Source organism: Citrobacter rodentium NBRC 105723 = DSM 16636, from assembly GCF_021278985.1.
Classification (GTDB): domain Bacteria; phylum Pseudomonadota; class Gammaproteobacteria; order Enterobacterales; family Enterobacteriaceae; genus Citrobacter_A; species Citrobacter_A rodentium.
Genome location: NZ_CP082833.1, coordinates 744112 through 756877 on the forward strand (window position 1 = coordinate 744112; position 12766 = coordinate 756877).

Here is a 12766-nt window from a genome sequence, read left to right on the forward strand (position 1 = left end):
GCTGATAGCCGGGGAGCCCATTTCCAACGAAAAATTTGTGCCAGACCTGTTTTGCAGCATTTGAAAATCCCGCAGACAATATCCGCAGAACTTTAAAACACCCCGCCCCTGACCTGACGATGCCTTCTTCTTTTCAATGCTGAATCCAGCCCTACGGAAACGTTTGCATTCACCAGAAAAATGTATATCATGCGGCGGATTTTTTGGCCAAATAACAAGGAGACGTTGTGTCGCAAGATAACAATTATAGCCAGGGCCCGGTGCCTTTGACGGCGCGGAGAGGCGTGATTCCACTGACGTTCGTGATGTTGGGATTAACGTTTTTTTCCGCCAGTATGTGGACCGGCGGCACGCTCGGTACCGGTCTTTCCTATAACGATTTCTTCCTGGCAGTTCTCTTCGGTAATCTTCTCCTCGGTATTTACACTGCTTTTCTCGGCTACATTGGCGCAAAAACAGGGCTCTCTACCCACCTTCTCGCGCGTTACTCATTTGGCGTAAAAGGTTCATGGCTTCCCTCAATACTGCTGGGCGGCACGCAGGTAGGCTGGTTTGGGGTTGGCGTGGCGATGTTCGCCATCCCGGTGAGTAAAGCGACCGGCATCGACGTGAATATCCTTATTGCCGTTTCCGGTCTGTTGATGACCGTAACCATCTTCTTCGGCATCTCGGCACTGACGATTTTATCGATCGTCGCCGTTCCCGCTATCGTCATTCTCGGCAGCTACTCTGTCTGGCTGGCCGTGGACGGTGTGGGGGGACTGGCGCATTTAAAGGCGATCGTACCGCAGACGCCGCTTAATTTTTCAAACGCGCTGGCGCTGGTGGTGGGATCGTTTATCAGCGCAGGGACGCTGACCGCCGACTTCGTTCGCTTTGGTCGCAGTGCCAAAGGCGCTGTGCTGGTCGCGATGGTGGCGTTTTTCCTCGGCAATTCGCTGATGTTTATCTTCGGCGCCGCAGGCGCCGCTGCCGTAGGCCAGGCCGATATCTCTGACGTGATGATCGCCCAGGGGCTGCTGCTGCCCGCGATTGTGGTTCTTGGCCTGAACATCTGGACGACCAATGATAACGCGCTGTATGCGTCAGGTCTGGGCTTCGCCAATGTTACCGGCCTTTCCAGCCGTATGCTGTCGGTGGTTAACGGAATTATCGGCACGCTCTGCGCGCTGTGGCTTTACAATAACTTCGTCGGCTGGCTGACCTTTTTGTCAGCTGCGATTCCCCCCGTTGGCGGGGTGATTATCGCCGACTATCTGATAAACCGTCGCCGCTATGCCGACTTCCACAACGCGACATTTGCGCCAGTGAACTGGGTAGCCATCCTTTCGGTCGCGCTGGGCGTGGCTGCCGGACACTACCTGCCGGGCATCGTGCCGGTCAATGCGGTACTCGGCGGCGTGGTCAGCTACGTCCTGTTAGCCCCCTTCGCCAGACGTGCTTTTGCTAATACCCCGGAGGCCACCCATGCAGAATAATATCCTTACCATCCGTCAGGCCCGCTTGCAGGGGCAAGAAGGCTTATGGCAGATAACCATTGAAAATGGTCGCTTCAGCCGCATTGAGCCACAGGACGCGGCCCCCGCGCCTTCAGGCGAGGTGCTGGATGCCGAAAGCAGACTGGTTATTCCGCCTTTCGTTGAGCCGCATATTCACCTGGATACCACCCAGACGGCGGGTGAACCGAACTGGAACCAGTCTGGTACGTTATTCGAGGGCATTGAGCGCTGGGCTGAGCGTAAGGCGCTGCTCACACACGAAGACGTCAAGTCCCGCGCCATGCAGACCATCAAGTGGCAGATTGCCAATGGCATCCAGCATGTCCGGACGCACGTTGACGTGTCCGATCCCACGCTGACGGCGCTGAAAGCGATGCTGGAAGTAAAACAAGAGATGGCGCCGTGGGTGGATCTGCAAATTGTGGCATTCCCGCAGGAAGGCATTCTCTCTTATCCCAACGGCGAGGCGCTGTTAGAAGAAGCCGTGCGTATGGGGGCGGATGTCATTGGCGCGATTCCTCACTTCGAATTTACCCGCGAGTATGGCGTTGAGTCGTTGCATAAGACCTTTGCCCTGGCGCAGAAGTACGACAGGCTTATTGACGTCCACTGTGACGAAATCGATGATGAACAGTCGCGCTTTGTTGAAACCGTCGCGGCGCTGGCGCATCGCGATGGAATGGGTGCCCGCGTCACCGCCAGCCATACCACGGCGATGCACTCCTATAATGGCGCTTACGCTTCCCGCCTGTTCCGCTTGTTGAAAATGTCCGGCATTAACTTCGTCGCCAATCCGCTGGTGAACATTCACCTGCAAGGCCGTTTCGACATCTATCCTAAGCGCCGCGGCGTGACGCGCGTGAAAGAGATGCTGGAAGCGGAGATCAACGTCTGCTTTGGACATGATGACGTTTTCGATCCGTGGTATCCGCTGGGCACCGCGAATATGCTACAGGTGCTGCACATGGGATTACACGTCTGTCAGCTGATGGGATACGGGCAAATCAATGACGGACTGAAGCTGATCACCACCCACAGCGCAAAAACCCTCCACCTGCAGGATTATGGCGTGAGCGTGGGCAACCCGGCGAACCTGGTGATTTTACCAGCTGAAAATGGCTTTGATGCGGTTCGCCGCCAGACGCCCGCCCGTTATTCCATTCGCCACGGGAAAGTCATTGCCGAGACGGTGCTCAGCCAGACAACGCTGCATCTGACGCAGCCGGAAGCCGTGACGTTTAAGCGGTAACCACGTTGCCGGATGGCGGCTTATCGCCTTATCCGGCCTACATACGATATCATCGCCGTAGCGCAGGCCGGATAAGCAAAGCGTCATCAGGCACTCCTACGCGTCAAGCAGGCTGGCGCGCACCTTTACCACCACTTTCTTAATTTCGCCCGGTTCACCAATGGCGCAGCCCGGCTTATGCGGCTCTCCTGGCATAAACACGGCGAATACCCCGGGCTGCAGCGTTATCGTCTGCGCGTTGGCGATTTCGCTGCACAACTGATAATCCTCTTCCGGATGAAAATCTTCACACCGTCGCGCCGAGCCGTATACGCCGAACTGAATCCGCTCCTCCCCCGCCAGCAGCAGCTGTATATCAATATACTGCTCATGCAGTTCCGCTTTTTTCTCCGTCGGCAACTGCGTGGTCAGTTCCATTACGTTCATAAAGATATTATCGCTCTGCAACTCATAGCGACCAGCCGCTTTCTCCAGCGGCCTTGCGGCCAGCGCACGCGTCAGCGCATCCACAAGCGCAGGATGTAACCCTGCGGACGGTAACGAACGAATTTCACCAAGAATCATAATCTCTCTCCTTGCGCCAGCAGCGCCGCGCCCAGTAATCCCGCGTCGTGCCGGTAGCGTGCGGCGGATAAGTCCACCTGATACACGGAAGGGTATTGAACGAGAAAATCCTGCACCTGCGCCAGATAGCCTTCCGCCAGCCCAACGCTGCCGCCGACAACCACGCGCTGGCAGTCTGTTACCGCTTTAACATCGGCGATGAGCCGCGCCAGAACCTCTGCGGAGCGCCTGACAAGGCTTGCGGCCTGCTCATCGCCATCGGCGGCGCGAGCGAAAATGGTTCTGGCGTCGCTTCCGGCAAGCTCGCCCTGCGCGGCTGCGGCTATGCCGCGTCCCGAGGCGATGGCTTCAACGCAGCCAATCCGTCCACAGCCGCATCGCGGTCCGTTGGGATCCGCCAGCGTATGGCCGAGATGCCCGGCAAGCCCGCCGCTTCCGGTCAGCAACCGGCCGCCGCTGACCACACCGCCGCCCACGCCGGTAGAGACGGTAATAAACACCATATCGCGGACCTCATCTGCGAGGGCATGATATTCCGCCCACGCCGCGGCCTGCGCGTCATTTACCGCCAGCGTCGGTAAACCGGCGATCGCCTCCAACGTCTGTACCAGCGGAAAATGCAGCAGCCCGCCGAGATTCAGCGGGTTAATCGCCTGCAAATTGCCTTCCTGGATGATCCCCGTTGAGGCAATCGCCACCCGTTTTGCCTGCGATTGCAGCGGCTTTACCAGTTCAGTTAGCGCTTCACGCAGGGCATCCGGCGTTTTGCTGGCGGGAGTGGGGCGTTCGCAGCGTTCACGGATCCGCAGATCGGCATCCATCAGCGCGGCGGCCAGTTTGGTGCCGCCAATATCAATCGCCAGCGTCGTCATAGCGCCGCCTTTTTCAGCGCCGTGTTGTACCAGCCGCAGATATGCTCCAGCCGGGTGATGGCGGAACCGACCGTTACCGCCCAGGCGCCGTGACGCATCGCTTCAGCAGCCTGCGCCGGGGTGTTATAGCGCCCTTCGGCAATCACCCGACAGCCAGCCTCGCTGAGCGCTTGCACCAGCGCAAGATCCGGCTCCTCCGGCGTATCCGGCGTCGTGTAGCCGGAAAGCGTAGTGCCAATAATTTCCGCTCCCCGTTTCTGACAGGCCAGTCCGTCCTGCAGCGTGGAGCAGTCCGCCATTGCCAGACGCTGGTGGCGGTGGATGCGCGCAAGTAACTCGTCCACCGGCACAGGGCGCGCGCGATCGGTGCCATCGAAGGCGATAATGTCCGCACCGGCCTGCGCCAGCGCATCCACATCTTCGGTAAACGCGGTGATGCGCACCGGCGAATCGTCGAGATCGCGCTTGAGAATACCGATAATCGGTAGCGATACCACTGCGCGGGTTGCGCGTAAATTTTCAACGCCCTCAATACGCAGAGCAACCGCTCCCGCCTGCTCCGCCGCCAGCGCCATCGCCGCGACAATTTGCGGCTTATCCAGCGGGCTGCCGGGAACCGGCTGACAGGAGACAATCAGGCCGCCGTTTGCGGCAATGTTTTTATCCAGTTGTGTAAGTAACGACATACCCCTTTCCTTACCAAAGTCGCCCGGCGCGAGACCGGGCAAACAGATTAACTTTTACCTTTTGCTAAAGCGCTTTTATCGCCGCCAGACGGGATGGCTCCGCTGAATGGCTTACCGTCAATAGCGTCGTGCGTGCGCAGCGCTTCCGGACGCAGCCAGCGCTGCACGCGGGACGGCATATCCAGACCAATTAACAGGATCACCACAAAGGTCAGGCTGAAGGAGAGCGATGCCAGCGCGGTGCCCAGATCCAGACGCTGGGCAATCAGCGCCCCCAGGATCGGCGCCAGCGCGCCGCCAAGCGCCCCGACGTTATAGGTGAAGCCCAGCCCCGCCGCACGCTGGTCGGTATCGAAATAGCCGCCGATCAGCTTCGGTAAGATCCCGGAAATTCCCTGCCCTAACATTTGCTGGAAAAACAGGAGCAAACCCAGCACCCAGACGTTTGCGCCGCCAATCGCGAATACCGGCACAATCAGCACCTGCGAAGCCAGCAGGCTGTAAACGTAGGCTTTGCGGGTGCCAAGCCAGTCGCCGAGAAAACCGCCCACGCAGCAGCCGACCGCCGCGCCAAAGCCGCTAAAGAACAACACCCGCGCGACGGTTGACGGATCGTAAGCCAGCTCAGTTTTCAGATACGTCGGCAGCAGCGCCTGGATAGGCCATGAATAGAGGAAAGCAAACAGCACGACCACCATCAGCATCACGCCCGTCGGCCAGCGCTTGCCGCTGCTTTGCACCATAAAGCTGATGAAGATAACGGCGCACAGCAGGCCCAGCGCCGCGACAATCGCCGCGTTTTGCAGGTTCCCGGCAAAGCAGAACCACAGCGCGGTTGCCGCGGCGATCGTCAACAGAATGTTGACCATCCGGTGTTCGCCGCGATAAAGAATATCGACCATTGTGCGCACCGGCGCTTTGCCCGCATGTTTTTCTTTCCAGTCCTCCGCTTCCGGAATGTTTTTCCGCAGCCAGAGGGCGAAGATAATCGGCAAAATGCCGATGAAGAACAGCGCGCGCCAGCCCCAGACCGGCACCACCAGGCTGTAGACCTGAGCGGCGACCACCGCGCCAACGGAGAAACCGGAAATCAGAAAGCCGCTGGCTTTATTACGCAAGTGCTTTGGCCAGCTTTCAATCACGTAGGTGGCGCTGGAACCGTATTCGCCCGCCATCCCCATGCCAATCACCAGACGGGCGATAAACATGGTGGTGTAACCCGGCGCGAAGCCACAGGCCAGGGTGCCCACGGAGAACATGATGATGCTGGTGACCATCGCCAGGCGACGCCCGTAGCGGTCGCCCATCGCCCCCAGCATCAGCCCGCCAAACCAGCGGGAGATAAAGGCTGCCGAAATCAGGCTTGCCGCCTGCACCGTCGTCAGCCCAAATTCGCCTTGTACTTCCGTAAGCACAAGGGCAATGAGCACGAAATCGAAACCATCAAGCAGGTATCCCAGCCAGGCGGCGGAAAATGCACGCCATTGTGCCCGGTTGAGATGGCGATACCACGGGATGCTTTGGGTACATTTACTCATAACACTCTCCCGATATAGCCGGATGGCGGCTACGCCTTATCCGGCCTCGTGTGTCGTTGTAAGCCGGATAAGCAAAGCGCCATCCGGCAATCACTCAGGCGCGTTCCGCCATTAACTGCTCCGCCAGGGCCTTCAGCGCTGGCAGATATTTTTCCTCAACCGGCGCAAACGGCTTCCGGCACAGGGGGACCGCGACCACATCCATATAGTGCAGCACCGTTTTCAGCCCACGGAACACGCCGGTCTTAATCAGCAGGTCGATAACCTTATTACACTCGGTTTGCAGCTGTTGCGCGGCCTGAATGTTTCCTTCTTTGAGCGCTTTCACAATTGCCTGATAGCGCCAGCCCATGATGTTGTAGGTGCTGCCGATCCCGCCATCCGCGCCCGCCAGCAGGCCGGAGGCGAAAATTTCGTCATAACCGTTGTAAAGCACCAGATCCGGATGGGCGCGGCGGATCTGCTCCATTTGATAGAGATCGCCGGAGGTTTGCTTCAGCGCGCCAACGCCCGGCAGAGTGACCAGGGTGTTGATCTGCTCAAGATTTAACGTTACGCCGCTCAGCGCCGGAATGTTATAGACCACCATCGGCAGGCCGTCCGCCGCATCAATAATGCTGCGGTAATGATCGCAGTGTTCGGCAAAGCTGAACGGATAGTAGAACGGCGTGACGGCCGAAACCGCGTCAAAACCGTAACGCTGCGCCGCGCGCGCCAGCTGCTGACTCTCATCGGTACTGACCGTACCCACATGAGCGATCAGCGTCACTTTACCCTGCGCTTCTTCAGCCACCGCTTCGAGCACCTGTTCCCTTTCCGCAATGCTCTGCACGAAGGCTTCGCCAGTGGAACCGCCAACGTACAGCCCATCAATACCCTGCGCGATATTGAAACGCACCAGACGGCGCAAGCTTTCAACATCCAGCCGCTGTTGGTTATCGAATGGGGTTAATAATGCCGGCATTACGCCGCGTAAATCTTTTGCCATAACGACCTCTGTCATATTCAGTGTTATCTGACTGCATACCTTTATACCTGTTATACCAGACAGTTTACGCAATGATCCTGACAGAACGCTTATATTGCGATCGAGTTCACTAAAGCAGGGTTATTTTTTGCGTTTCGACTGCTGTCCGAGAGCGTGCCACGTCGCGGAAACGCTGTTGAGATGGGTTTGCAGCGCCCGATCGGCGGCATCCGGATCGCGCTGGCGGATCGCGTCAACGATGGCGATATGCTGCTGATAGCTGACGCTGTTATGTTCATACAGTTCGCGATCGGGCACGGTTGGACGGGCGGCGATCAGCCAGTCGAGCAGGGCGACGTGGATCGCCTTAAAGATCGGGTTGCCGGGGATCTCCGCCAGCACGCGGTGAAAATCGACATCGGATCGAATAAACAGCGCGTTATCGTCCAGCGACTGGCTGTTGATCTCCAGCGCTTTCGCCAGCAGATCGATCTGCGCGTCGGTGGCGTTTTCCGCGGCATAGCGCACGAGGCTGGATTCAAAGAACAGCCGCAGCTGTTCGAAATGGGCAATGCCGCCGGGATGAGCAAGGAAATCTTTCGCCATGCCGGACAGCTCACCGATGATGGTATCAGCGGAAGGACGCGATACCCTGGCGCGTTCGCCGTTATTAATTTGCACCAGACCTTTACGCTTGAGCGCCGCCAGCGCTTCACGTACAGAGGGACGCCCCACGTTGAAGAAAGCCATCAGCTCGCGCTCAGACGGCAGCTGTTCGCCTTCACCAAACTCTTTGCGGCGAATCATTTGCTCCAGCTCTTCTTCAACCATTTCCGACAGCTTTTTACGCGCCAGCGGGCGGTTTCGCAGACTGCGACCGATAACGGCAGGAGAATTTTCAGCTTGAGAATCAAATGTTTTCATAAAACCTGTTTAGCAAATTGAGGGAACAAACGGCAGGTTCATCCTAACACAGGATCAAAACAAGGGGGAAACAGGGTGGCAGACTCAAACAAAAACGGGCCCGTCAGAGCCCGTTTGCGATTATTTCACAACGCGTAACGCTGGTCGTCCACCGCGCGGAGGCGGCGGCTCGTCATCCGGATTGTTGTCGTCTTCGCGATCCGGCTTATCGCCATCAATCACCGACATCACCGTTTCGCTTTCCGCGCCCGATGTCGCATCATCATCGTTGAGGCTGGCAACCTCTTCGTCGTAAGCCGCTTCCGGTTCGAACATCGTTCCGGCGCCGTTCTCACGCGCATAAATCGCCAGCACCGCCGCCAGCGGGACGGAAACCTGGCGCGGTACGCCGCCGAAGCGCGCGTTAAAACGTACTTCGTCGTTCGCCAGCTCAAGATTACCCACCGCGCGCGGCGCGATATTAAGGACGATTTGCCCGTCGCGCGCATATTCCATCGGAACGTGCACGCCCGGCAACGTCACATCCACCACCAGATGCGGCGTGAGCTGGTTGTCGAGCAACCACTCATAAAAGGCACGCAGCAGATACGGACGACGTGGTGTGAGCTGTGACAAATCCATAGGCATTAACCCCGACCGAGGCGCATTTCACGTTCAGCTTCGGTTAAGGAAGCCAGGAAAGAATCACGTTCAAAAACGCGGGTCATGTAGCCTTTCAGCTCTTTTGCGCCCGCGCCGCTAAACTCGATGCCCAGAATCGGCAAACGCCACAGCAGCGGCGCCAGGTAGCAATCGACCAGGCTGAACTCATCGCTCAGGAAATAGGGCTTCTGACCGAAGACCGGCGCGATCGCCTGCAGCTCTTCGCGCAGCTGTTTACGTGCGGCGTCAGCTTCTGAGGCGGAACCGTTCACGATGACGTTCATCAGCGTATACCAGTCTTTCTCAATACGGTGCATGTACAGGCGGCTTTCGCCACGCGCCACCGGATAAACCGGCATCAGCGGCGGATGAGGGAAACGCTCATCCAGATATTCCATAATGATGCGAGATTCCCACAGGGTCAGCTCACGATCCACCAGCGTCGGGACGCTCTGATTCGGGTTGAGGTCAATCAGATCCTGAGGTGGATTGTCCTTCTCCACGTGTTCGATCTCAAAACTCACACCTTTCTCAGCCAGCACAATGCGGACCTGATGGCTATAGATGTCAGTAGGACCAGAAAACAGCGTCATTACCGAACGTTTGTTGGCAGCGACAGCCATGAAAACCTCCAGGTATATTCAGAATTTTTACTGCTACCAGCCACGCGTGGCCGGCCAGAAGTGATGTTACCCATATCGGAAAAGCCATCATCGTTCAAAAAGCAAACAAAAAATGAGCAATACCCGATATTTGGGCAGAAAATTGGATGATAGTTTACCAGATTTTGTGACCTTTGTGGTGAGTCGATTCCGTAAATGGGGAAAAAGAGGCGTAAGACAGGGGATGAGCGCAGATTTATCCATAAAAAAACCCGCCGAAGCGGGTTTTTTCGCCAACTGTAATCTGCCAGAGGCAGAAACAATTAACGCTTGGAGAACTGCGGACGACGGCGTGCTTTACGCAGACCGACTTTCTTACGTTCAACCTGACGAGCATCACGGGTAACAAAGCCCGCTTTGCGCAGTTCAGAACGCAGAGACTCGTCGTACTCCATCAGAGCGCGGGTGATACCGTGACGGATCGCGCCAGCCTGACCAGAGATACCACCACCTTTAACAGTGATGTACAGATCCAGTTTCTCAACCATGTCGACCAGTTCCAGCGGCTGACGAACTACCATGCGGGCAGTTTCACGACCGAAGTACTGTTCCAGAGAACGTTGGTTGATAACGATTTTACCGTTGCCCGGTTTGATGAACACACGAGCTGCGGAACTTTTGCGGCGACCAGTGCCGTAGTATTGATTTTCAGCCATTGCCTATAATCCCGATTAGATGTCAAGAACTTGCGGTTGCTGTGCCGCGTGGTTGTGCTCGTTGCCAGCGTAAACTTTCAGTTTACGGAACATAGCACGACCCAGCGGGCCTTTTGGCAGCATGCCTTTAACCGCGATTTCAATCACACGCTCAGGACGGCGAGCAATCATCTCTTCAAAGGTCGCTTGTTTGATACCACCGATGTGGCCGGTGTGGTGATAGTACACTTTGTCAGTACGCTTGTTGCCGGTTACAGCAACTTTTTCAGCGTTCAGAACGATGATGTAATCACCGGTATCTACGTGCGGAGTGTATTCCGCTTTGTGCTTACCGCGCAGGCGAAGAGCCAGTTCAGTAGCCAGACGGCCCAGAGTTTTACCGGTCGCGTCAACAACGTACCAGTCGCGTTTTACGGTTTCTGGTTTAGCTGTAAAAGTTTTCATTAAAAGCTTACCCAATAAATAAGTTACACGTTGGCGAACACCCAAACGTTTTGTCAGTTGAGGTTCACACGACATTGTCCAGTAAACCTACCCCCTCGGATATGTTTCACCGGCACACAAAGTTTCGGGAAAAAAACTTCGTTGTAACGTGGGGTCGCAGGATTATAGAGAAGTCAGGGTCAAAGATCGACCCCTTTTTGTGATTTGCATTGCGGAATTTGTCCCGCAGCGGGAGCGCTCAGGGCATATGCTCCCGTCTGAGGTACTCTTCGCTCTGCATCTCCTGCAAACGCGACAGGCAGCGCTGGAATTCAAATTTCAGCCGCTCGCCCTGATAAATGTCATATAAAGGCGCTGCCGCGCTGACCACCAGCTTAACGTGTCGCTCATAAAACTCATCCACCAGCGCGATAAAACGCCGCGCTTCGCTCTCCATCAGCGGCGTCATTACCGGCACATTGAACAGCATCACCGTGTGATAGAGACGCGACAGCGCGATGTAATCGTGCTGGCTGCGGGCGTCGACGCACAGCGTGTCGAACGTTACCGCCAGCGTCTGGTTTTCCACGCCCAGCGTAGGCAGCGGGCGGTGATTGATTTCCAGCGTCGGCCCCTGCTGGCGCTTCACGCCTGCCAGCGCCTGCCAAAGCGTATCCATCTGCTGTTGCGTTTGCTCATTGAGCGGCGTAAGCCACAGATGGGCCTGCGTCAGCGTGCGCAGGCGATAATCCCCCCCCGCGTCGACATTCATAATGTCGCAATGGTGTTTGATGGCATCGATAGCGGGCAGGAAACGCGCGCGCTGCAGGCCGTTGCGATACAGCTCGTCGGGCGGAATATTGGAGGTCGCCACCAGCGTGATGCCGCGCGCGAACAGCGCTTTCATCAGGCCGCCGAGCAGCATGGCGTCGGTAATATCGGAGACGAAAAACTCGTCGAAGCACAATACGTCCGTCTCCGCTTTAAAGCGGTCGGCGAGGGTTTCCAGCGGATCGCTTTGCCCCTGCAGGGCCGTCAGCTCCTCGTGCACGCGCAGCATAAAGCGATGAAAGTGCAGACGCTGTTTCCGCTCGCCTGGCAGGCTATGGTAGAACAGATCCATCAGCCAGGTTTTGCCGCGTCCTACGCCGCCCCACATATATAAGCCGCGTACCGGGGCGATTTCCGCCTCTTCCCGTTTTCCCAGCAGCTTACCGACGCGGGCGAAAAAGCCCGTTTCCTGCGGCGGCGGCTCTTTCGCGGTCAGCGCCTGGTAAATGCTTTCCAGACGGCGAACCGCCTCTTTTTGCACCTCGTCGGGTTGATGGGTGCCATCATTAAGGGCTTTCAGATAACGCGATGTAGGGGAAACGCTTTGCATGATGCTATTGTTATTCCTTGAGAATCGATGTGCCGTCGTTCACGGCTGACGAAAAAAAGGCCGTTCTACACTACGCGATATATACACAGGATTCCACTTCTGCGGGATTAGCGGTTATAGTGGCAGTATCAGGCGCGGGCATGGAGCCTGGAAGCCAACACCCTACGGAAACAAAAGACAACGGGAGATGTTCATGACCTGGGAATATGCGCTAATTGGGTTAGTTGTCGGCATCATCATCGGTGCCGTAGCCATGCGTTTTGGTAATCGTAAATTACGTCAGCAACAGGCGTTGCAGTACGAACTGGAAAAAAACAAAGCTGAGCTGGAAGAGTATCGCGAAGAGCTGGTCAGCCACTTTGCCCGCAGCGCCGAGCTGCTGGACACCATGGCCCATGATTATCGCCAGCTGTATCAGCACATGGCGAAAAGCTCCAGCAGCCTGCTGCCGGAACTCTCCGCGGAGTCGAATCCGTTCCGTAATCGACTGGCCGAGTCTGAAGCCAGTAACGATCAGGCGCCGGTGCAGATGCCGCGAGACTACTCTGAAGGCGCATCCGGCCTGCTGCGTAGCGGCGTAAAGCGCGACTAATTGCACAGCGTTGAAGAAATTTACCGGGCGCCGCCGTTGCGCCCGCCCCCTTCTCTCCCGTCCCGACTATCATTTAATCATTATCCGCATTGTTAGCAGACTGAAAATTCA

The 12766-nt window shown here is 56.8% G+C and carries 14 protein-coding genes; 3 read left to right on the forward strand and 11 right to left on the reverse strand.

The window, feature by feature from the left end:
- The first annotated feature begins 227 nt into the window (after positions 1–227).
- Positions 228–1478 (forward strand): cytosine permease, encoded by a 1251-nt coding sequence (gene codB / locus K7R23_RS03445; RefSeq protein ID WP_012908497.1) that lies wholly within the window; start codon positions 228–230, stop codon positions 1476–1478.
- Positions 1468–2748: a cytosine deaminase gene (locus tag K7R23_RS03450; RefSeq protein ID WP_012908496.1), complete on the forward strand. Its 1281-nt coding sequence runs from the start codon at positions 1468–1470 to the stop codon at positions 2746–2748. The genes codB and K7R23_RS03450 overlap by 11 nt, the downstream gene beginning before the upstream one ends.
- Before the next feature lie 96 nt (positions 2749–2844).
- On the opposite strand, the gene nanQ is transcribed toward K7R23_RS03450, so the two are convergent.
- The 11 genes from nanQ to zapE all read right to left on the reverse strand — a co-directional run bounded on the left by nanQ (position 2845) and on the right by zapE (position 12063).
- Positions 2845–3312, reverse strand: a complete 468-nt coding sequence (gene nanQ, locus K7R23_RS03455; RefSeq protein WP_012908495.1) for an N-acetylneuraminate anomerase — start codon at positions 3310–3312, stop codon at positions 2845–2847.
- Entirely contained in the window at positions 3309–4184 is an 876-nt protein-coding gene (gene nanK, locus K7R23_RS03460) for an N-acetylmannosamine kinase (RefSeq protein ID WP_012908494.1), read from the reverse strand. The genes nanQ and nanK overlap by 4 nt, the downstream gene beginning before the upstream one ends.
- Positions 4181–4870, reverse strand: a complete 690-nt coding sequence (locus K7R23_RS03465; RefSeq protein WP_012908493.1) for an N-acetylmannosamine-6-phosphate 2-epimerase — start codon at positions 4868–4870, stop codon at positions 4181–4183. The genes nanK and K7R23_RS03465 overlap by 4 nt, the downstream gene beginning before the upstream one ends.
- Positions 4871–4917: 47 nt before the next feature.
- Positions 4918–6408: an MFS transporter gene (locus tag K7R23_RS03470; RefSeq protein WP_012908492.1), complete on the reverse strand. Its 1491-nt coding sequence runs from the start codon at positions 6406–6408 to the stop codon at positions 4918–4920.
- Positions 6409–6502: 94 nt separating this feature from the next.
- Complete coding sequence (nanA, locus tag K7R23_RS03475; protein WP_012908491.1) at positions 6503–7396, reverse strand: N-acetylneuraminate lyase; 894 nt, start codon at positions 7394–7396, stop codon at positions 6503–6505.
- A gap of 120 nt (positions 7397–7516) precedes the next feature.
- The gene (gene nanR, locus K7R23_RS03480; RefSeq protein ID WP_012908490.1) at positions 7517–8299 is read right to left on the reverse strand and encodes a transcriptional regulator NanR; all 783 of its coding nucleotides are present in this window, start codon (positions 8297–8299) and stop codon (positions 7517–7519) included.
- Positions 8300–8419: 120 nt separating this feature from the next.
- Positions 8420–8920, reverse strand: coding sequence for a ClpXP protease specificity-enhancing factor (gene sspB, locus K7R23_RS03485; RefSeq protein WP_012908489.1), 501 nt, complete (start codon positions 8918–8920; stop codon positions 8420–8422).
- 5 nt (positions 8921–8925) lie between these two features.
- Positions 8926–9564, reverse strand: coding sequence for a stringent starvation protein SspA (gene sspA, locus K7R23_RS03490; RefSeq protein ID WP_012908488.1), 639 nt, complete (start codon positions 9562–9564; stop codon positions 8926–8928).
- 302 nt (positions 9565–9866) lie between these two features.
- The gene (rpsI, locus tag K7R23_RS03495) at positions 9867–10259 is read right to left on the reverse strand and encodes a 30S ribosomal protein S9 (protein ID WP_000829818.1); all 393 of its coding nucleotides are present in this window, start codon (positions 10257–10259) and stop codon (positions 9867–9869) included.
- A 15-nt stretch (positions 10260–10274) separates the two neighbouring features.
- Positions 10275–10703 (reverse strand): 50S ribosomal protein L13, encoded by a 429-nt coding sequence (rplM, locus tag K7R23_RS03500; protein ID WP_012908487.1) that lies wholly within the window; start codon positions 10701–10703, stop codon positions 10275–10277.
- 238 nt (positions 10704–10941) lie between these two features.
- Positions 10942–12063 carry a cell division protein ZapE gene (gene zapE, locus K7R23_RS03505; protein WP_012908486.1) on the reverse strand — a complete coding sequence of 374 codons (1122 nt, stop codon included), beginning with the start codon at positions 12061–12063 and terminating at the stop codon, positions 10942–10944.
- A 193-nt stretch (positions 12064–12256) separates the two neighbouring features.
- Between zapE and zapG the strand changes: the two genes are divergently transcribed.
- Positions 12257–12655: a Z-ring associated protein ZapG gene (gene zapG, locus K7R23_RS03510; RefSeq protein WP_012908485.1), complete on the forward strand. Its 399-nt coding sequence runs from the start codon at positions 12257–12259 to the stop codon at positions 12653–12655.
- The last annotated feature ends 111 nt before the right edge of the window (positions 12656–12766 follow it).